The organism is Aeromonas sp. 602200 (genome assembly GCF_049173895.1).
In the GTDB taxonomy this organism is placed as follows: Bacteria; Pseudomonadota; Gammaproteobacteria; order Enterobacterales; family Aeromonadaceae; genus Aeromonas; species Aeromonas veronii_A.
Map to the genome: position 1 here is coordinate 60,044 of NZ_JAAKSL010000015.1, position 21,328 is coordinate 81,371.

The following is a 21,328-nucleotide window of genomic DNA, read 5'->3' on the forward strand; positions in this document are numbered from 1 at the left end:
GGCCTGAAGCCGGGGTTTCTTTTTATCTACCATTCAAACGAAAGTCAGGCCACAACCGCACACCGCAGAGAGGATCAGAGCTCGAGGATCTCTTTGACAAAGGGAATGGTGAGCTTGCGCTTGGCGCGAAATGAGGCGTTGTCGAGCTGATTGAGAGTGGTGAGCAGGGTTCGCATATCGCGGGAGAGTCGGTTGAGCAGGAAGCGGCCCACATCGATAGGCAGTTTGAAGCCCCGCAGCTCGGCACGCAGCTGCAGGGCACTGAGCTTGCCTTCATCATCCAGCTCTTCGAGATGGAAACTCACCCCCCAGTCGAGGCGCGAAGCGAGATCCGGCAACTGCAGCCCCAGTTTGCGCGGTGCGCTGCAGCCGGTGACCACCAGCGTCCCCTCGCCCTTCTCCTGCCAGCGATTGTAGAAATCGAACAGCGCCCGCTCCCACACGGCATTGCCGGCGATCGCCTCAAGGCTGTCGAGACAGACCAGCGGCAGGCTTTCGAGGGCATCGAGCATGCTGGGGTCGAGCTGTTCAAACTGATCGAGGGAGAGATAGGCCGCCGCCGCATCGCGGGCGTTGACCTCGGCACAGGTGGCGTGGAGCAGATGAGAGCGTCCGGATCCCTTGGCTCCCCAGAAATAGAGGAAAGGCGACCCCTGACCGATGGCCGCGTTTTTGAGGGCGGTGATCAGATGAGCATTGTTGCCGGGATAAAAACTGACGAAGGTTTCATCATCCGGTAGTTGTACGGCTAAAGACAGTTGGGCCGGTTGCTTCACTCGTTGGGCTTTGACTGTGACATTTGTGGCTAAGTGTATCATCGCAAAGGCAGATAGAGAACCGCCCGGACAAGCCGGGCGGTCTACAAAAGCCTTATAAAATCAGGGCTGCGACCATTGGTAACGCAAACCGCTGCCATTATCGTCAACCTTGCGCAAACGACTCTCAAGTTGCAGCGCCCGCACCAATTCGGCCTGCTCCCCTTGCAGGGTAAAGTTGAAGGTGACCTGGTCCCCCTCCAGCTTGCCGATCGCCACCTTGCTGACGTTGGCCATCCCCTGCAGCATCTTCTGCACGGCGATCATGCTGTCCACTTCGGAGAGGCCATCCACCACCAGGGTCTGGCTGGTTGCCGGACCCGAGATACGGGCACCGTAGTTTTTCACCAGCCAGGCCGCTAGGGTATCAGCAAACCCTTGCGCCACTTCGGCCTGAGTGCCGGTGCTATTGCCACGGGTCAGCTCGGCCACTTCACCGGCCGCCTTGGGGCCGTAGAGTCCCCAATCGATGCTCCACTTGTCACCTTCTGGTGTCAGCTTGCCCAGCACCACCATCTCGGCGCCATAGCGCTGGCTTGCCTGCAAAATCGGGTCGGCAAAGCGTCCCCATACGTCGGTGGCACTGACCGCCATGTTGTCATCGAGATCCATCAGCGGAATGCTGATGGGCAGCCCCAACGTCTGGGCCTGCTCGCGCAAGGCTTGCGCCCAACCATCGCTGGATTGATCTGCCAGCAGGCGACGCTCCCCCTGATCCACCACCAGCCAGATGGCCATCTGGGGACGAGCCGGGCCAAGCAGGGCAAACTGGCTCTCGGAGACCAGGCTGTTGACCTTGTCACTCTTGAACTCGGCTTTCAGATACTTGACGGAGTCCTGATCCTGATAGCCATAGCTTTTGACATAGTCACCCGGGGCCGCCAGCGCCTTGACCACCACAGGTTGGGTGAGGATGTCGCGCTTGCCGGTGACCTTGATCAGCACCTGACCGAGAGCCTGCCCTTGAGCGGCCACCATATCGCCACTGGTCGGGGCCTTGCCCTGATAGAGGTCGGTCACCTGAGCGGCCGAGGCCATAAATGACAAGCCGCAGCAGAGGGCGGTCACAACACGTTTGAACATGAACAGAGTCTCGAAATGGGAGAGTGTGCTTATGGTAGCGGCAAGGCGCGTCCTGCGGCAAGGCTGGCACAAGCGGCCACAAACAGCAGAGCCGGCGATACGCCGGCTCCGATCACCCCTTCCACATGGGAAGCAGGTTAAGGTGTCAACTTACTTGGTACCGAAGATCTTGTCGCCTGCATCGCCCAGACCCGGCACGATGTAGCCTTTCTCGTTCAGCCCCTGATCGACAGAAGCGCAATAGAGCTCTACGTCAGGGTGAGCGGCTTCCAGCGCCTTGATCCCTTCCGGCGCGGCAACCAGTACCAGCACCTTGATGGATTGGCAACCTTTCTTCTTCAGCAGATCGATGGTGGCGATCATGGAGCCGCCGGTGGCCAGCATCGGATCGATGACCAGCGCCAGACGCTCTTCGATGTTGCTGACGATCTTCTCGAAATAGGGAACCGGTTGCAGGGTCTCTTCATCGCGGTAGATACCGACCACGCTGACGCGGGCGCTCGGCATGTGCTCCAGCACGCCATCCATCATGCCAAGGCCAGCACGCAGGATGGGTACGACGGTTACCTTCTTGCCTTTGATCTGGTCAACTTCTACTGGCCCATTCCAGCCATCGATGATAACCTTCTCGGTTTCGAAGTCAGAGGTCGCTTCATAGGTCAACAAACTGCCCACTTCTTTGGCCAGTTCACGGAAACGCTTGGTGCTGATATCGCCTTCGCGCATCAGACCGATCTTGTGTTTGACCAGGGGGTGTTTGACTTCAACGACTTTCATTATTATCTCCTCTAACCTGCCGCAAAAAAAATCGCGGAATCATACAACAAAAGCCACCGCTTGTAGAGCATTTCCACGCAAAAACGCGCAAACGATTTCCTTTCTGGTTTTTCACCGCCACTGTTAGAATACGCCCCGAATTTTACCCTCCACTTCTTTACATGACGGGGAATACTCGTGACTGACAAAACCTCACTGAGCTACAAGGATGCTGGCGTAGATATCGATGCCGGCAATGCACTGGTTGAACGTATCAAGGGCGTGTCAAAGCGCACTCGTCGTCCTGAAGTCCTTGGTGGTCTTGGCGGCTTTGGGGCCTTGTGTCAAATCCCTGCGGGCTACAAGGAGCCGGTACTGGTCTCCGGTACCGATGGTGTGGGCACCAAGCTGCGGCTGGCCATCGACCTGAAGAAGCACGACACCGTGGGCATCGATTTGGTGGCCATGTGCGTCAATGACCTGATCGTACAGGGCGCCGAGCCGCTGTTCTTCCTCGACTACTATGCAACCGGCAAGCTGGACGTGGACACCGCAGCCGCGGTAGTCACCGGGATCGGTGCCGGTTGCGAGCAGTCAGGCTGTGCCCTGGTGGGCGGCGAGACCGCCGAGATGCCGGGTATGTATGAAGGGGAAGACTACGACATCGCCGGTTTCTGCGTCGGTGTGGTGGAGAAGAGCGAAATCATCGACGGCAGCAAGGTCGGTGAAGGGGATGCCCTGATCGCCCTGGCCGCCAGCGGCCCTCACTCCAACGGCTTCTCCCTGATCCGTAAAATTCTGGAAGTCTCCAAAGCCGACGTGCATCAGCCGCTGGGTGACACCACCCTGGCCAACGCCCTGCTGGAGCCGACCCGCATCTATGTGAAACCTGTGCTCAAGCTCATCAAGGAGTGCGAGATCCACGCCTTGTCCCACATCACCGGCGGTGGCTTCTGGGAGAACATCCCCCGTGTCCTGCCCGCCAACACCCAAGCGGTGATCGACGAGCAGAGCTGGCAGTGGCCGGCAGTGTTCAGCTGGCTGCAGCAGGCTGGCAACGTCACCCGTCACGAAATGTATCGCACCTTCAACTGCGGCGTCGGCATGATCATCGCCCTGCCAGCCAACCAGCTGGAGAAGGCGCTGACCCTGCTCAAGGCAGAAGGCGAGAACGCATGGCACATCGGTCATATCGCCAAGGCAGCAGACGGTGAGGAGCAGGTCGTCATCAAATGATGCGGATCCTCGTCCTAATCTCTGGCAGCGGCAGCAACCTGCAGGCGCTCCTCGACCACTGCGCCAGCGGCAAGATTGCCGGTGAAGTGGTCGGCGTTATCAGCAACAAGGCCGATGCCTATGGTCTGGTTCGCGCCAAAGAAGCTGGCGTGGCGACCTCCATTCTGGCCCAGCAGCAGTTTGCCAGCCGGGAGGAGTATGACGCCGCCCTGCTGGCGCTGATGGCAGACTATCAGCCTGATCTGGTGGTGCTGGCCGGGTTTATGCGGATATTGAGCGGCGATCTGGTGCGCCATTTCGCCGGGCGGATGATCAATATCCACCCCTCCCTGCTGCCCAAGTATCAGGGCCTGCACACCCACCAGCGCGCCATAGATGCCGGTGACAGTGAACACGGCGCCAGTGTCCACTTCGTGACCGAAGAACTGGATGGCGGCCCGGTGATCCTGCAGGCCCGCGTGCCCATCTTTGAAGGAGACACGGCGGACGAGGTAGCGGCACGAGTACAGGCGCAGGAGCACAGCATCTACCCGCTGGTGGTACGCTGGTTCTGCGAAGGCAGGCTGCAGATGATAGATGGCGCCGTGCAACTGGATGGCGCCCTACTGGGCCCCGCGGGTTACGCCTGCGAGTAAGCAGACGCCTTGTCGAAATGTGAAAAAGGAGGCCGATGGCCTCCTTTTTATTTCCTGAATTTTCCCACCACAGGCACAGGCTTAAACCTGTTCACGACCTGCAGCGAGAAACCGTCAACAAGGTTACAAGCTGCCCAGGAACCGGAGCGTATGGACATACGTGAGCACTCTTTGCTGTATACATAAGCGAGCAGCACATGAGCCTTGATCACGGTTTCGTAGCCAGATCGTGGACAGGTTTAGACCGGATTGTCGATATCAATAAAGGTCACATCCAGCCCATGCACGGTCGCCAGCCACTCCCCCAGCGCCTTGACGCCGTAACGCTCGGTGGCGTGATGGCCCGCGGCGTAGAAGTGCATCCCCATCTCGCGAGCGGTGTGAATGGTCTGCTCTGAGGCTTCACCGGAGATAAAGGCATCGATGCCCTGCTCCGCCGCCAGATTGATGTAGCTCTGACCGCCACCGGTGCACCAGGCCACGGAACGGATAAGCTCGGGGCCGCTGTCGCCACAATAGAGTGGTTCACGGCCAAGGCGCTCGGCAACCAATTTGGCAAAGTCAGCGCCGCTCATCGGCTCTTCCAGCTTGCCCACCATGGCGACGCTCTTGCTGTTCCACGGCTCCAGACCGCGGCGTACCTTGATGTCGAGCAGCTTGGCTAGCTGGGCGTTGTTACCCACCTCGGGATGGACATCCAGCGGCAAATGGTAGGCAAACAGGTTGATATCGTGGGTCAGCAGGGTCTTGAGACGACGCTGCTTCATGCCGGTGATCTGGGCCGGTTCACCGCTCCAGAAGTAGCCGTGATGGACCAGAATGGCATCGGCTTCGGCAGCCACCGCCGCGTCGATAAGCGCCTGACTGGCGGTGACACCGGTCACCACCTTGCGAATGCGCTCGCGCCCCTCCACTTGCAAGCCGTTAGGGCAATAATCCTTGATGGCGTGCGGTTCGAGCAGATGATTCAGTACAGTTTCGAGTTTTCGATGAGAGATCATAGGGGTCCCTTATTAAGGCTCGGTCCCCTGCTTTACCAATAAAAACAGGGCCCAGGCTCAAAGCGCCAAGGGCCCCATGATAATCGAGCCGGGCCGTCAAGACCATGACAGCCCCCACACAGTACGGCTTCCCTACATGCCTCAGGCTGGCAGGTCGATCCCCGCCTCCCGCATCTGGGCCAGCTTGTAGCGCAGAGTGCGCGGGCTGATGCCGAGTCGGTCGGCCACCGCCTTGCGGCTGCCGTTACAATCTTGCAGGGTGTCGAGGATGATCTGGTGCTCCTGCTGCTTGAGCTCGCTGCCGAGGCGATCGCCGCCATAGCTGCGCTCCACGCTGACAAACTCCATCTCCTGCTCGTCCAGCTCCTCCAGAATGAGGTGGTCACAATCAATGATCCCGTCGGGGCTGAGGATGAGGGCGCGCTGTACCACGTTATCCAGCTCCCGCACATTGCCGGGCCAGGGGTGGGCCAGCAACCGCTCCCGCGAGGCATCTGTCAACTGTGGTGTCGGCAGCCCCTGCTGACTGGCATGAAGTGCCAGCAGGTGCTCCGCCAGCGGCAGAATGTCGCCGGGCCGCTCACAGAGGGCAGACCAGCGCAGCGGAAAGACGTTGAGGCGATAGTAGAGATCTTCGCGGAACAGACCATCCTGCACCGCTTTTTTCAAATCCCGGTTGCTGGTAGCGATGACCCGCACATCCAGCGGGATCATCTTGCGACTGCCGAGCCGCTCCACCTCTTTCTCCTGCAACACCCGCAGCAATTTGGCTTGCAGCCCCTGATCCATCTCGGTGATCTCGTCAAGCAGCAGGGTGCCCCCCTGCGCCTGCTCGAACTTGCCCGGGCACCCCTGTACCGCACCGGTGAAAGCCCCCTTCTCGTAGCCAAACAGGGTCGCCTCCAGCATGTTTTCCGGAATGGCGGCGCAGTTGATGGCGACGAAAGGCTGCTCGGCGCGGCTGGAGTTATCGTGAATGTAACGGGCCAGCACCTCTTTACCCGTCCCGCTCGGGCCGGTCACCATCACGGTCGCTTCGCTTCTGGCCACTCGGGTCGCCAGCTGGAACAGCTCGGCAGTTTTGGGATCCCCGTAAACCACGGCGCGCTTCTCCACCTTTTGGGCGGGCACATAGCGGCTGACCTGATTGAGCAGCACCTCCGGCGAAAATGGCTTGGCCAGATAGTCGATGGCCCCTTCGCGCATGGCGCGCACTGCGCCATCGATGTTGGCGTAGGCTGTCATCAGCAGCACAGGTATCTGCGGATATTGCTGGCGGATGGTAGCCAACAGGGTGAGGCCGTCCATTCCCCCCATCTGGATATCGGAGATCACCATGTCAAACGGCTGACGGGAGAGGGCCAGCAGAGCCCTCTCGCCGCTGTCCGCTTCACGGCACTCATAACCGCCGAGCAAAAGGGTATCCACCAGCGCTTCGCGCAGGCCATTGTCATCTTCTACAACCAGGATCCGGGCCTGAGTCATGCTACACCTCCCACGACAGCCAACCTGGCCGCATTGATATGGCTCCCTCTCGGCAGGCACAGCTCCTTAACAAGGCTCATGCTGCACCTCCAAGTTGCACCTGCTGCTGATGCAGGGGGAACGACAGAGTAAAACAGGTGCCTTCACCGGGAACCGAGGCCACACCGACCTCCCCCTGATGGGCACGCACGACGGATTGCACCACCGCCAGCCCGAGGCCAGTGCCCTGGGAGCGGGTGGTAAAGAAGGGTTCGAATACCTGACCAAGCAGGTGAGAAGGGATCCCCTTGCCATTGTCGATGACACGCATCTCCACCCGGACACCACTGCGCACCGCGCTGACCAAGAGTGACGTGGCCCCCGCCTGCTGGGCATTGGCGATCAGGTTGTTGATGGCGCCCGCCAGTGCGCTGCTGTTGGCCAGCAGGCAGAGATCGGGCTCCGGCGCCTCTATGTGCAGTTCGCAGCCCTGTTGCTGACAGAAAGCCTCGGCACCAGCCTGCACTTCAGCCAGCAAGCCCTGTACCGAGATGGGGGTGACCACCTGATTGTCGCCATTGCGGGCAAACAGCAGGATGTCGTTGATCTGCTTCTCCAGATCCTGGAGGCGGGCCATCAGCTTTTGCTGAAACTGGCTGCGGGACTCCGGCTTGAGGGTACGGTTGGCCAGGTTGGCGGCATAGAGCATGGCGGCGGAGAGCGGAGTGCGGATCTGGTGGGCGAGCGAAGCCGCCATATTGCCCAGCGCCGACAGCCGCTTCATGTGGTTGATGCGATCCTGAAGCTTGCGGGTTTCAGTGAGGTCATTGATAAAGACCAGCTGGCCGCTCTGATCCGGCAGCGGCTGGGTAGAAAGCTGGACCCGTCGTCCATCGCGCAGGGAGATCTCGTGGCCATCATCCTCACGTGGTTCAAAACAGCGGGCAATGATGCGGCGCCAGAGCTCCCCTTCCAACGGCTCCCCCAGCAGGGAGATGGCTGCCGGATTCGCGCGGGTGACCACCCCAGCCCCGTCAAGCAGCAACACCCCGGTGGGGAGCGCCTTGAAGATGGCATAGAGCTGGCTCACTTCGTGGGACTGGAGTGGCATGTCCTGCTGCTGGATTGTCATAAACCTGACCTCAAACTGGCTATTGGGTCAGGTCATTCAATTTCCATGCCACTAAAATATGTTAATTAAAACAATAGATTGCATGTTAACGTCAAGGCTTTGACCCTTAAACGTCCTTGCTCATCCCGTACTTTTTCATCTTCTCTACCAGGGTGGTACGGCGCATGCCGAGCAGATCGGCGGCGCGGGCCACCACCCCGTCCTGCGACTCCAGCGCCTGGCGGATCAGCTCCACTTCAAGGTCGGCCAGCATCTCCTTGAGATTGACCCCCTCCTCCGGCAGTTGCATGGTGCGGGCAGAGGCGAGGGGGTGATCCAGCTCCGGCGGCTCCTGGAACACCGCCGCCAGCGCATCCCGCTCATCCATCTCGGTCAGCCGCTCATCCCGCGGCTCGCTCGGCAACAGACGATAACGACTCGGCAGATCCGCCACATCGACGATCTGTTGCGGGTAGAGGATAAGCAGCCGCTCCAGCAGGTTGGAAAGCTCGCGCACATTGCCCGGCCAGGGGTACTGCATCAGCGACTCCAGCGCCCGCTGGGTCAGACGGATCACACTGTGGTGCTGCTCCGCGTGACGGTTGAGCAACTCCTGCAGCAGCAGCGGAATGTCATCGATGCGATCCCGCAATGGCGGGGTCTCAATGGGGAAGACGTTGAGGCGGTAGTAGAGATCTTCACGAAAACCCTGACTGCGGATCAATGCCTCCAGATCCCGATGGGTCGCCGCAATGATGCGCACATCGGCCTGAATGGGCTTGCCGCCACCGACCCTGTCGAACAGCCGCTCCTGCAATACCCGCAGCAGTTTGACCTGCATCGGCATCGGCATGTCGCCAATCTCGTCGAGGAACAGAGTGCCCCCCTGCGCCAGCTCGAAACGACCGCGACGAGCTGCGATGGCGCCGGTAAAGGCTCCCTTCTCGTGACCGAACAGTTCGCTCTCAAGCAACTCGGCAGGAATGGCACCACAGTTGATAGGCACAAAGGGGCCACTACTGCGGGCCGAGAGTTCGTGAATGGCACGGGCCACCACTTCTTTGCCGGTTCCCGATTCACCAAGGATCAGCACGTTGGCATCGGTCTCGGCCACCTGGCTGATGAGGCGGCGAACCTCTTGGATCCCCTTCCCTTTGCCCACCAGCAAACGCAGCAACGTCTGCCCCTTGTCGTGGGTCTGTTGACGGGGATGGAGAGAGACAAAAGCCTGACAGAAGTGCAGGTGACGAGTCAGCGACTCATAGGTAAAGGGGGCCTGGGCAACACCGATAAAGTTGCTGTTGGGCAGTTCCGCCTCAACCAGCGAGATAAAGGGGGTACGAGGGAAAGCGGCAAGTAACTCGGGCAAGGTGCGACCTGCCAGTTCACCCACCAGCACCCCTTGCAGTGGGCCAGAAGATTCGATGGCGACATCCAGGTCCCCTTCTGCGACATCCTGCCACAGGATCCCCATAAACGTGAGCACGGTTCCCAACTGCTGGCGCCGCTGCGCATCGGCATCAACAATCAACACGCCCATCTCCACCATATCCATCCCTCGCGATATCCTGAACTAACTTATTGTTTTATTTAGTAATAAAACAGCTACTGACTGTCTTTTTGCAGGCACACAAAGTGCCAAAAAACCGACACATTGTCAAAAATTGTCGTATTCAGGCTAAGTGTATCGATAGAAACGGGAGATTAGATAAATTTTGCCGAGGAATTTTCTGCATTGGCGCCGCTAGCAAACGCCGCCAATGGCGGAAAGAAAACTGCCCTCGTCAGAGGGCAGCATGCAATACGGTCAGATGAACTCAGTGGCTGTGGTGGTGATGCGGCGCCGCATAACGACACGCGGGAAAACGACTACAGGCCAGGAAGAGTCGACCGGCGTGGGGGCCTTTTTTCGCCTCCCGCTCCACCAGCGGCGCATCGCAACGGGGGCAATGCTGCACCTCGAGCTCCTCGTCCTCCTCTACATCGGCGAACAGTCCATCGACCAGCTCACCCTCACTCTGTGGTGTCTCCACCATCCCCTTGGCCCGGATGGCAGGTTCGTGGAGCGACGAGGGCGAGACAGCCTCGGCATGGGCAGTGCGGCCACGCATCCCGGCACCGACATCCACGCCGTCCAGCAGCAGAGGGTTGAACGTCGGCTCGCGGCGCGCCCCGTGCGGCAGATCGTCAATCAAGGGTTCGCTGGTTTTGAGCAGCAGCGGCAAGATCTGTTCGCGCAGCTCTTCCACCAGATAGCTGGCACTTGCCGGGATCTGCAGCAACGGCAGACCGGCACTGTCACAGGCGGTTTTCAGAAAGAGATCCCGCGCCTTGCGCTTCTGATGGCGGTGGGAGCTGTCATCGAGTTCGATGGCACAGATAAAGGAGAGATCAGCGGGGTGGCAAAGCAGATAGTCGAAATGCTTGGCGCTGATCTTGTTGAAGTACTGCTGCCATTTGCTTTTGCCGATCCCGGCCTGCGGCGTCAGCACATCGGCCACCCGCACCTTGGCAAAGACCCGGGCCTTGTCACCCACCGCCAGATCCAGCACCCCGAGGAAGGATCGCTCGGCGGGACTGAACAGGGTCTCCTGCACATCATAGGGCAGGCGCTTTTGCTGTCTGCCTCTGCTCCAGAAGATCGCCAGCACAAGCAGAGCCAGCAACAACAATCCCGATAGGACAAGGGTATTCATGAGAGCACGATCCAGTTCACGACACGAAAGGGGAATTACTTTACCACAGCCGCCACGGAGCAAGGCAGCAGACCCGTGTATAGAAAGTGAAAAGTCCCGTCTTTTTATCTATTTGTCAGCAGGCGGGGGTTCATATGACCAGCCCCAGCAGGCACAATAGGGATAGAGCAAGAAATCCCATTTCAAGGAGAGCAGGATGCAAAAGCAATTGGTGGTCACCGTGATCGGTGCAGACAAACCCGGGATCGTCGAGAGTCTGGCAGCAGTCATCAGCCGCGAGCAGGGCAACTGGCTGGGCAGCGCCATGAGCGAACTGGCGGGACAGTTTGCCGGTATCCTCCATGTCTCTGTCCCCGATGAGCACTATCGCAGCCTGTGCGAAGCACTGGCCCTGCTACCGGGTCTGACCATCAGCTTTGCCGAAGGAACACCTACCGCCGAGCCAGCCCATCAAGTCATGATGACAGTAACCGGCAACGACCGCCCCGGCATCGTCCATGAAGTAGCCAGCATCCTGCGCCAGCTCGAGATCAACGTGGCCGATCTCACCACCGGCTGTGAACCGGCTCCCCACTCCGGCGCCCCGCTCTTTTATGCCCATGCGCTGGTTGCCCTGCCCGACGGGCTCGCGATGGATAAGCTGATCACCGCGCTGGAATCCCTCTCCGACGATCTGGTGGTCGACATCGACGAAGCGTTCAGCGAGCAGTAACAATACTGTCATTTATTTGTCATATATTAACGCCATAACTGCCGCGCAGACGCGACCTGAAACAGAGGCACAAGATGAGCACCGACAAGCAGTATGAAGAGAAAGAGCTGAGCTGGCTCTCATTCAATGAACGGGTGTTGCAAGAGGCAATGGACAAGACGGTGCCCCTCATCGAGCGGGTTCGTTTTCTGGGGATCTTCTCCTCCAACCAGGATGAGTTCTTCAAGGTACGGGTATCGGACGTCAAGCGCCGCATCCTCATCAATGAAGTACATGGTGGCGACGATGAAGCGAAAGTGCTGCTGCGCGCCATCCAGCAGAAGGTGATGGCGCTCGGTGAAGCGTTCGACAACACCTATAAGGAGCTGTTGATTGCGCTGGCCCGCCACAACATCTTTCTGGTCAACGAGAACCAGCTCTCCGATGCCATTCAGAAGTGGCTGCGGGTCTTCTTCAAGGAGAAGGTGCTACGCCACATCATCCCGATCCTGCTCAACAAAGAGGTTAATCCGGTCAAATTCCTCAAGGATGAGTACACCTATCTGGCCATCGAGATGAAGAAGAACGGTCAGGTGATCCAGTACGCTCTGGTGGAAGTGCCGACCGACGACCTGCCCCGCTTCTTCCAGCTGCCGCCGGAAGGGACCCGCCGCAAGAAGCAGATCATCATTCTGGATAACGTCATCCGCTTCTGCCTCGACGAGATCTTCAAAGGCTTCTTCGACTACGACGAGATTGCCGCTTATGCGGTGAAGCTGACCCGGGATGCCGAATATGATCTCTCCGACCAGCTGGACTTGAGCCTGGTGGACAAGATGAGTGACGGCTTGAAGCAGCGCCTCACCGCCATGCCGGTGCGCTTCGTCTACGAGCGGGAGATGCCCGCCGCCATGATAAGCTTCCTGAAACTCAAGCTGCAGATCAGCTCCTACGACGCCATCATGCCGGGTGGGCGCTATCACAACTTCAAGGATTTCATCGGCTTCCCCAACGTGGGTCGTGACTACCTGGAAAACCCCAAACTGCCGGCCCTCGATTGCCGCGATTTTGACGGCTTCGTCAACGCCTTCGATGCCATCACCAAGCAGGATATTCTGCTCTACTACCCGTATCACAAGTTCCACCACTTCACCGAGCTAGTGCGCCAGGCGGCGTTCGATCCGGCGGTCAGCGCCATTCGCATCAACATTTATCGGGTGGCCAAGAAGTCGCGGATCATCCACTCCCTTATCGATGCCGCCAACAACGGCAAGAAGGTGACCGTGGTGGTCGAGCTGCGCGCCCGTTTCGACGAGGCGGCCAACATCGACTGGGCCAACATCCTTACCGATGCCGGAGTCAAGGTGGTGTTCGGGGTACCGAGCCTCAAGATCCACTCCAAGCTCTGCCTCATCACCCGTCACGAAAATGGCGAGGCGGTGCGCTATGCCCATATCGGCACCGGAAACTTCAACGAGAAGACCGCCAAGATCTACACCGACTTCTCGCTGCTGACCCGCAATCCGGATATCACCGCCGAAGTGGAAGGGGTGTTTGAATACATCGAGTACCCCTATAAGCGATACAAATTCAACCACCTGCTGGTCTCCCCCATCAACAGCCGCCGTCAGCTTTATCGTCTCATCGACAACGAGCTCTCCAACGCCAAGGCGGGCCAGCCGAGCGGTATCATCCTCAAGATCAACAATCTGGTGGACAAGGATCTCATCAACCGCCTCTATGCCGCCGGGCAGGCGGGAGTACCGATCCAGATGATCATCCGTGGCATGTGCGCCCTGCGTCCGGGCGTACCGGGCCTCAGTGACAACATCAAGGTGATCAGCATCATCGACCGCTTCCTCGAGCACCCGCGGGTGATGGTGTTCCACAACAAGGGCAACCCCCAGCTCTATATCTCCAGCGCCGACTGGATGAGCCGCAATATCGACGGCCGGATCGAGGTGGGCACCCCCATTTATGATGAGCGCCTCAAGCAGCGCATCATGGACATTCTCGAACTACAACTGAGTGATACCTGCAAGGCGCGGGTCATTGATGCCGACCAGCAGAACGAATATGTGAAGCGGGGCAACCGCCGCAAGATCCGCTCTCAGGTGGCGATTTACGACTATCTCAAACGTATCGAGTCAAACAATGGACAATAGTCTCTATGCCGCCGTGGATCTCGGCTCCAACAGTTTTCATATGGTGATCGCCCATCTGAGCGAAGGGCGTTTTCGCATCGTCGATCGCATCAAGGAGCGGGTGCGTCTGGCGGAAGGGATGGATGAGCAGAAGCGGATGAGCCCGGAGGCGATGGAACGCGGCCTCGCCTGCCTGTCACTGTTTGCCGAGCGCCTCACCAACATCAAGCCGGACCAGATCCGCATCGCAGGTACCTATACCCTGCGCCGTGCCAGCAACGCCCGCGAATTTGTGAGTGAAGCAGCCAAGGTGCTCAACCACCCCATCGAGATCATCAGCGGGCAGGAAGAAGCACGCCTCATCTATCAGGGGGTTGCCCATACCCAGCATATCGAGGGCCAGGTACTGGTGATCGATATCGGCGGCGGCAGCACCGAACTCATCATCGGTGAAGGGTTTGAACACAAGGCCCTTACCAGTCGCAAGATGGGCTGCGTCAGCTTTACCCAGAGCTTCTTTGCCAGCGGCAAGCTGAGCGACAAGCACTTCACCAATGCCGTGCTGGAGGCGCAGCACCAACTCGCCCCCATCGTCAACCAGTACCGCAAGCTGGGCTGGCAGAGCTGCCTTGGCAGCTCAGGCTCCATTCGTACGGTACGGGATGTACTGCAAGGCGAAGGGCTGACTGACGGCAGCATCACGCTGGAGGGGCTGGAGCGGCTCAAGGCGCTGATGATTGAGCGCAAGCGAGTGGATAACCTCAAACTGGTCGGGCTTACCGAGGAGCGTCAGGAGGTGTTTGCCGCTGCGGTCGCCATCCTGCTCGGGCTGTTTACCTCGCTGCCCATAGAGCGGCTCGACTACTCCGATGGTGCCCTGCGTGAAGGGTTGCTTTATGAATTCGAGGAACGCTTGCAGCACCACGATATTCGCGAGCGTACCGCGCAGGCGCTCGGCACCCACTACCGGATGGACCGCAAACAAGCAGCCCGGGTTGAGCAGAGCGTGCTGACCCTGTTTGATGCCCTGCAAGAGCCCTGGCAGATGGAGATTGAGCCCTATCGCGCCATCCTCGGCTGGGCAGCGCGGCTGCACGAAATCGGCCTAGCCATCAACTACAGCGGCATTCATCGCCACTCCGCCTATATCCTGCAACACACAGACCTGCCTGGCTTCAACCAGGACGATCAGGCCCTGCTGGCAGCGCTGGTACGCTTCCAGCGCAAGGGGCTCAAGCTCTCCGAGCTGCCTCCCCTGCCCAACCACGACATGCAAACGGTGCTGCGCTGCATCCGCATCCTGCGCCTCGCAGTCGCCGCTCACCACAAGCGTCAGGACAACCTGCTGCCTGAGTGGAAAGTCGCAGTGCAAGGGGATCAGCTGGTCGTGACCCTGCCGATCGACTGGTGCGAGGAGAACCGTCTCCTGATGCAGAATCTGGAGAAGGAACACCGCTACTGTCAGGAGCAGGGCTGGCCACTGCTGTTCCAGCTCGGCTAAACCGGAAAGATAAATGCAAAAGGCAGCCCACTGGCTGCCTTTTGCATCTCAATCTCCCTGTTACTGCAACTCGGGCAACAACCACTTGGCCATCTCGAAGTAGATGATAAGGCCGGTACCATCCACCAGCGTCGCGATGAAGGGTGCAGAGACCACCGCCGGATCGATGCGGAAACGACGCAGCACCATGGGAATAATGGACGCGACCGTGGCACTCCAGAGCACGATGGCGATGATGGTAAAGGTCACCACCATGCCAATCTGGGGACCGACGCCAAGACTCCATGCCCGCACCCAGGCCGCCATGGCAATGGCCCCCGAGATGAGCAGACCGGTGGAGAGCTCCTTTTTCAGCACTGTGCCGAGATTGCGCAGACTCACCTCCCCGACCGCCATGGCTCGTACTATGGTGGTGGTGATCTGGGTGCCGCTGTTACCGCCAGTACCGATCAGGAGTGGAATGAAGAAGGCCAGCGCGATGGCGGCTTCCAGCTGCTCCTCGAATGCCCGCAACACTGTGCCGGTGTAAGCTTCCGCCACGAACAGGATAAGCAGCCAGCCCACCCGTTTGCGCCACAGCTGCCAGGGCGTCGCCTGCAAGTAAGGGGTATCGAGCGGTGATGAGCCACCCTGCATCTCGGCATCCTCGGTGGATTCAAGCTCCAGAATGTCGGCGGCATCATCGACGTGGAAAATACCGACCAGTCTCCCCTGATCCTCGACCGGCAATACCGACAGGTCGCGGTCGATCAGCAGGCGCGCCGCCAGCTCCTGATCAGCCCGAGCGTTGATCCGCACCGTCTCCCGGTCCATCAGGTTAGCGACACTGGCCTCGGGGTCAGCAATCAGCAAGCTCTTGAGCGAGATACTCCCCTGTAGACGGCCATCCACGTTGACCACATAGATGTGGCGGAACAGCTGGGCATTGTCCCAGGCATCGTGGATCAGCTGCTTGGCCTTGCCGACGGAATCCTGTTCGCTCACTGCCAGATACTCGTGGCGCATATTGGCCCCGACGGACTCAGGCGGCCAATCCAGCAGTGAGTAGTAGATGGCCTGCGCCTGGGTCGGGAAGCGAGCCAGCAACATGGTGCGATCCTGACGACTCAGTTTGCGCAGGATAGCCACCATTTCGCGACGGGGAATAGCCTCCTGCAACACGCTGACGATGCTGCCATGCAGCCGCAGCAAAAGGCGACCGGCACTCTCTGCGGAGAGAGAAGCGATCAGTTCTGCCCCTTCTGACGCAGGCAAGGTGTCAAAGATGCAGTTGAGCTCTTCCGGACGCAGGGTCAGCAGCTGATCGGCGCGCTGAACCGGATCCAGATTGTGTTCCAGCCAGCCTTGCAGGCTGGCGAGATCGAGCAGTTGATGACGGTTGAGAATGGTGTGTGTTTTCTTCATCACAAAGAACCTCATGTGATTTCAGGCAAGCCTGAGCGCGAGCGGAGACCGTTCGCTGTCTGAAAGAAAACAGCAATTTGATTGACGAGTAATAGGCAGGAAATGACGCCGTTCGGCGTGTCATCATCCCCACGTACCAGCTTTAGCACTGCATAACGTATCCGGCATGCCGGAAGCCACTTGGGTTTACACCTTAATCCGATGAAAACTGTCCTGATCTTGGGCGTCTCTGGACGTCGTGAGATCAGTGGCCTGTGTTTATACAGGAGCCTCGCCTAACGAGATGCTGCAAATAATATGCACAACCCTCTGTTGTGCGGGCGGCATGATTATCCAATCCCGCAGGGAGGTCAACCCCGCCTCAACCAGGAAACAGGGTATGGCAACAGCTTGTTACAATTGTCGGAACATATCAGGGGAACTCTGCCGGGGATGCATAGCAAAAAGGCCCCATAGGGGCCTTTTCTTAGCGAATATAGTCAAATAGCGTCAGACGACTTATTTTGCTGAACGAGAGCTGCGAGGCACTCAATGCCGCATCCTCTTTTGACAGGGCTGAAATTACCTCATAGAGATCGGCTTCCGACACCTTGGCTCTCGCCTCGGCATTGAGGGTGCTCAACCCCTCGTTGGAACCCATCACCTGCTCCAGACTGTTCATCCGGCCACCCAGTTCACCCAGCCCATGATCAATGTTCAAACGGGCATTTTTCATATGAACGGTGGCATCGGCCACTTTTTGCTCAAAACTCTCGGCTGAAATATTGGGATCACGCAGAGCCGTAATGAAGTCTGACATCCCGTTCAACACGTTGTCATTCTTGGGAGGATTGAGAGCAAACTGCTGTGCTGCACCACCTGCAGGCTGATCCAGTGTCAGTTCGAGACCATTGAACGGTATTTTGGTACCGGGAGTGTAATTACCTGTCTGCAGGGTATTGCCACCCGCATCCTTGATATCATAGGTATCGGGCGGGCCAATTGTGGTGGAGACTGTGTAGGTGTTGCTGGGCAGTGCCGGGTCGTAACTGGATTTATAGAAATTATCAAAATCCCCCTGATCCCCGACCCCTACCTTGATATTCGCACTGGTGGCACTGGCGGTTCTTCTGGTTGCTACGATTTCAAACAGATCCTGTCCGGAGTCATTGGCAGCAATTTGCACTGTGGGCGATACCTGAATATTTCGCTGGCCAGGATCTCCCTGATAAATGTATTTACCGTTGGCATCTTTCACATAGGGCTGGGTCTTGCTCTGATTGCCCCCGAAAATAAATTCACCCGATGAGTTCTTGCTGTTCATCAGGTCAAACATTTGCTGCTGCAACCCTTCCAGTTCGCTGGCAATGGCCTTTCGGTCATCCAGGCTAATGGCACCATTATTGGATTTCTGGATCAGGGTCTGGGCACTGAGCATCGCAGTATTGAGAGAGTCCAATACCGTCTCTTCATGCCCCAGACTGTTCTGCAGCAAACTGCCATTCACCCCGTACTGTTTAAACAGTTCAATCTCTTTGGTCAGCGCCATCTTCTGGCTCATGCCTGCCGGATCCTCACCGGCGCTCTGAAACTTGTTGCCGGTTTGCAGCTGCTGATAGGCCTTGTCCAGTCGCTCGTTGGTATTGGTGAGGGAGTAAAGATTCCGATCGTAGATCATGTTTGTAGTGATGCGCATGACGTTACCTCACGGACGAAAGCAGTGTATCGAAGATGGTTTTGGCCGTACTGACCACCTGCGCGGATGCCGCGTAAGATTGCTGGAAACGGATCAGATTGGCCGCTTCCTCCTCCAGATTGACCCCGGAGACGCTCTCGTAGATCCCGGTACTCTGGATCAGCTTGGATTCATTAGCCTTGAGCAGGGTTTTTGCCTGACTGGTATTGTTACCCACTTCCATCACCAACCCGGAGTAAGCCTGGTTAAAGGTCATCTTGTCGTTGGTGGTACCACCATTGGTGCTTTTGCGTACCAGATCCTTGTTCTGCAACTCAGCCATTGCCAGACCATTGCTGTTATCAGCAAAACCATTGGTGTTGTAACTAAGCTGAAAGCTGTCGGTTTGTTCTACCGTGCCGGTAATGCTGAACTCGTAGCCCGGGCTCTGTTTCGGGTTGCTGTAGACCGCAGGCCCACCCGGAAAGGGGTTTACTATCGAGGCCATCAAATTCTGCCCTTTGCTGGCTGCCGGCGCGACACCGATCAAGGTAGTGCCATCACCGGCATACACCTCATAATTGCCGTTATTGCCGATCTTGACGATCTGGGGAGCGGCGGGATCCAGGCTGTTGGTACCAAAACCGGAACCCGTTCCGGTATTGAAGATGCCATCAAGCTTGATGTCTGCACTGCCGATGTTGTTGGTAGTCTTCTGTACTTTGAGAGGTGCAGCCAAGGCCAGGTCTTCCGGCCGGTTGATCTGCTGAGCCAGCCCGGCAGCAGCCCCCTTGGTTGGTTGCAGCAGCAGCTTGTCTCCTGCCGCTGGCGTACCGGTGAGATCGATCGAGATCCCGTGGCCAGCCAGTTCAAACGTTGCTGGCGGCGTGGTGCCCGTCGCCACAGAGGTGCGATTACCAGATTTGTCCAGCGAGAACACTTCATATCCGCTCGCACTGCTAAAGCGCACTTCATAGTCGAAGGGGGTTACAGAGCTTCCTTTGCCGGGTACAAAGCTGACATTCGCTCCGACCGACCCTGTGTTGTCGCCATAAGGCAATCCCTTGCTGGTTGGCAGGGTGAAAATATCGCTGCCCAACTCGTTGTCCAGATCCATCCCGAGACGGTTTTGCTGGTTCATGGCATCCGCCATCGCAACGGCCAGCTGGCCCAGTTCACGCTTGGTCGGCTCCAGGTCGGTACGCGCCTTGAACAGCCCTCCCATGGCCCCCCCGAAGGTATCGTGATCGATGAGAGCCTGATTGTCGCCAAGAGTCAGCTGCAACTCCTGATCACGGGAATCGGGATCGCCCGCCACCACCTTGAACTGGGCAACGCCCCCATCCAGGATCAGCGAATGACCAGTGCTCATATTGACCAATACGCTGCCGTTAGCCTGGGTTACGGTACGAATATCCATCTTCTCGGAGAGCTGCCTGATCGCCTCGTCACGCTGATCAAACAGCATCAGGTTCTCTTCGGGAGACCCCTGAGTACGGATGATCGCCTGGTTGAGATCATTGATGCTGGTGAGCAGACTGTTGGCCTGCTTGGTCTCATCTTCAATACGGGTGTTGAGGGTATCGCTCTGCTTGTCGAGCTGGGCCGAGAGTGTGTGAAAGCGGTTCACCATACCGCTCAGCTCCGTCATCACTACCTTGCGGCCACCGATCTCGGCGGGTGATTCATTTGCCGAATGAAAGGACTTGAAATAAGAGGTGATGGTCTCCCCTACGCTATTGCTGGTGTCTCCCAGCAGGCGATCCACGCCGGCCAGCTGCTCGTAATGAGTCAGGGATGCGTAAAAGGCAGAGGTATCGCGACGCACTTCTCCCTGCATATAGCTGTTGATTACCCGCTCGGTCCTGATGTCACCTGTGCCAAGACCGATGGCATTGGTATACACCAGCGTACGCTCACGCACATAGCCCTGGCTATTGACGTTTACGATATTGTTACTGGTGCTCTGCAGCAGGCGCTGCTGTGCCAGCACGCCCGATGTACCAATTCCAAGCAGATCGCTTGCCATATGTTACAGCTCCATCTCGTTGTATCGGGCAATGGCATCACTGCGCAATACCTGTTTCAGTTTTCTGGCATAGTGCGGGTCGGTGGCATAACCCGCCTGTTGCAGCGCCTCGAAGTAGCGATCCGGACTGTCCACTCTGGCCAGGGCCCCCTTGTAGCGGGAACCGGAGGTGAGAAAGTCCACATAGTCGTTGAAGCTCTCTTCAAACGAGCCATAGGAACGAAACGCCGCTTTCTGGCGGGACGCCACTCCCTCTTCATATTCCAGGGTGCTGACTACCGCCTTGGGCCCTTCCCAGCGAGGATCGGCCTTGATGCCAAACAGGTTATGGGTCATCTGCCCTTCACCATCCTTGATCACCCGTTTGCCCCAGCCGCTCTCCAATGCCGCCTGAGCGACCAGTACCGCCGGGCTTAACCCCAACTTGTCGGCCGCTTTCTTGGCCAGCGGCATCAGGCGATTAACGAACTCTTCCGGCGTATCGAACTCTTTGCCCCCACTACTGGCGGCACTGCCCTCTTCGCTGGCCATGCGTCCCATGGGCGGAATGCTGCGGTGCGGTCGACGGGGCATAGTGAGTGCGTGGCTCTCCTTGACCCCCTCGGTCATCTCTTTTTCAGCAAAATCTTTGCCAACTTTTGATGCCGAGATCAAATCAGTGGCAGCCGTCTTGGGTGGCTCGTAGGGTTTATAGACCCGTTCCGTCCGTTGCGGCATCTTGAGCACCCGGCCATCCTGATGGACAAATGTCGCCGGTGAGAGCTGCCTAGCCACCATATCAGCCAATCCAAGCCCCCCCTTGCTGGACATGTCTGCCACTCGCTGTTCATCCAGCATCCCTTCATAGAACTGGGTATAGCTGCTGTTCATCGGGTTGTCCTGAGTCAACACCCCGTTGGCCTGACGCATGCTCTGAAACAACATCTGGGTAAAGATTGACTCGAACTGGCGCGCAGCCCCCTGCAGTGCCTCGGCCTGTCCCTCTTTGCTGTGGCTCATCTGGCGCAGACGGTCCAGGTTCTTGATATCCTGCACCACCCCGAGATTCATGCCGCTGTTGGTGTCAAACTCCGCCATTTTGCTTACCTCATTGCCACCCGTGGCAATC

At 58.2% G+C, this 21,328-nt stretch carries 17 protein-coding genes and 1 riboswitch; of the genes, 5 read left to right on the top strand and 12 right to left on the bottom strand.

The window, feature by feature from the left end:
- Positions 1-74: 74 nt before the first annotated feature.
- The 3 genes from hda to upp form a co-directional block, all read right to left on the bottom strand.
- Complete coding sequence (hda, locus tag G5221_RS16515; protein WP_013723920.1) at positions 75-776, bottom strand: DnaA inactivator Hda; 702 nt, start codon at positions 774-776, stop codon at positions 75-77.
- Between the two features lie 102 nt (positions 777-878).
- Positions 879-1,898 carry a DUF2066 domain-containing protein gene (locus G5221_RS16520; protein WP_103250551.1) on the bottom strand — a complete coding sequence of 340 codons (1,020 nt, stop codon included), beginning with the start codon at positions 1,896-1,898 and terminating at the stop codon, positions 879-881.
- A gap of 150 nt (positions 1,899-2,048) precedes the next feature.
- Positions 2,049-2,675 carry a uracil phosphoribosyltransferase gene (gene upp, locus G5221_RS16525; RefSeq protein ID WP_005334115.1) on the bottom strand — a complete coding sequence of 209 codons (627 nt, stop codon included), beginning with the start codon at positions 2,673-2,675 and terminating at the stop codon, positions 2,049-2,051.
- A gap of 177 nt (positions 2,676-2,852) precedes the next feature.
- Here upp and purM point away from each other — a divergent pair, with 177 nt between their 5' ends.
- On the top strand, positions 2,853-3,890 hold the full coding sequence (gene purM, locus G5221_RS16530) for a phosphoribosylformylglycinamidine cyclo-ligase (RefSeq protein ID WP_021231046.1): 1,038 nt from the start codon (positions 2,853-2,855) through the stop codon (positions 3,888-3,890).
- Complete coding sequence (gene purN, locus G5221_RS16535; protein WP_368195141.1) at positions 3,887-4,525, top strand: phosphoribosylglycinamide formyltransferase; 639 nt, start codon at positions 3,887-3,889, stop codon at positions 4,523-4,525. Before purM ends, purN begins: the two co-directional genes overlap by 4 nt.
- A 239-nt stretch (positions 4,526-4,764) precedes the next feature.
- Here purN and G5221_RS16540 read toward each other — a convergent pair whose 3' ends face one another.
- The 5 genes from G5221_RS16540 to G5221_RS16560 form a co-directional block, all read right to left on the bottom strand.
- Positions 4,765-5,526, bottom strand: coding sequence for a Nif3-like dinuclear metal center hexameric protein (locus G5221_RS16540; RefSeq protein ID WP_202001403.1), 762 nt, complete (start codon positions 5,524-5,526; stop codon positions 4,765-4,767).
- Between the two features lie 141 nt (positions 5,527-5,667).
- Positions 5,668-7,011, bottom strand: a complete 1,344-nt coding sequence (locus G5221_RS16545; protein ID WP_108614389.1) for a sigma-54-dependent transcriptional regulator — start codon at positions 7,009-7,011, stop codon at positions 5,668-5,670.
- A 76-nt stretch (positions 7,012-7,087) separates the two neighbouring features.
- Positions 7,088-8,122 carry a sensor histidine kinase gene (locus G5221_RS16550; RefSeq protein ID WP_216954098.1) on the bottom strand — a complete coding sequence of 345 codons (1,035 nt, stop codon included), beginning with the start codon at positions 8,120-8,122 and terminating at the stop codon, positions 7,088-7,090.
- A gap of 106 nt (positions 8,123-8,228) precedes the next feature.
- The gene (locus tag G5221_RS16555) at positions 8,229-9,650 is read right to left on the bottom strand and encodes a sigma-54 dependent transcriptional regulator (protein ID WP_216954401.1); all 1,422 of its coding nucleotides are present in this window, start codon (positions 9,648-9,650) and stop codon (positions 8,229-8,231) included.
- 268 nt (positions 9,651-9,918) lie between these two features.
- Entirely contained in the window at positions 9,919-10,797 is an 879-nt protein-coding gene (locus G5221_RS16560) for a DUF2726 domain-containing protein (protein WP_421263592.1), read from the bottom strand.
- Positions 10,798-10,993: 196 nt separating this feature from the next.
- On the opposite strand from G5221_RS16560, the gene G5221_RS16565 reads away from it, so the two are divergent.
- From G5221_RS16565 to ppx, 3 genes are all read left to right on the top strand, one after another.
- Positions 10,994-11,509, top strand: coding sequence for a glycine cleavage system protein R (locus G5221_RS16565; protein WP_227340834.1), 516 nt, complete (start codon positions 10,994-10,996; stop codon positions 11,507-11,509).
- Between the two features lie 74 nt (positions 11,510-11,583).
- Complete coding sequence (gene ppk1 / locus G5221_RS16570) at positions 11,584-13,653, top strand: polyphosphate kinase 1 (protein ID WP_005350671.1); 2,070 nt, start codon at positions 11,584-11,586, stop codon at positions 13,651-13,653.
- Entirely contained in the window at positions 13,643-15,133 is a 1,491-nt protein-coding gene (ppx, locus tag G5221_RS16575; RefSeq protein ID WP_139444045.1) for an exopolyphosphatase, read from the top strand. The genes ppk1 and ppx overlap by 11 nt, the downstream gene beginning before the upstream one ends.
- A gap of 60 nt (positions 15,134-15,193) precedes the next feature.
- On the opposite strand, the gene mgtE is transcribed toward ppx, so the two are convergent.
- The 4 genes from mgtE to flgJ all read right to left on the bottom strand — a co-directional run bounded on the left by mgtE (position 15,194) and on the right by flgJ (position 21,297).
- Positions 15,194-16,537: a magnesium transporter gene (gene mgtE, locus G5221_RS16580; RefSeq protein ID WP_421204981.1), complete on the bottom strand. Its 1,344-nt coding sequence runs from the start codon at positions 16,535-16,537 to the stop codon at positions 15,194-15,196.
- 120 nt (positions 16,538-16,657) lie between these two features.
- A riboswitch (M-box (ykoK) riboswitch) is annotated at positions 16,658-16,827 on the bottom strand.
- A gap of 176 nt (positions 16,828-17,003) precedes the next feature.
- Positions 17,004-18,212 carry a flagellar hook-associated protein FlgL gene (flgL, locus tag G5221_RS16585; protein ID WP_216954104.1) on the bottom strand — a complete coding sequence of 403 codons (1,209 nt, stop codon included), beginning with the start codon at positions 18,210-18,212 and terminating at the stop codon, positions 17,004-17,006.
- 4 nt (positions 18,213-18,216) lie between these two features.
- Entirely contained in the window at positions 18,217-20,220 is a 2,004-nt protein-coding gene (locus tag G5221_RS16590; protein WP_421263593.1) for a FlgK family flagellar hook-associated protein, read from the bottom strand.
- A gap of 3 nt (positions 20,221-20,223) precedes the next feature.
- On the bottom strand, positions 20,224-21,297 hold the full coding sequence (gene flgJ, locus G5221_RS16595) for a flagellar assembly peptidoglycan hydrolase FlgJ (protein ID WP_216954107.1): 1,074 nt from the start codon (positions 21,295-21,297) through the stop codon (positions 20,224-20,226).
- Positions 21,298-21,328: the final 31 nt, after the last annotated feature.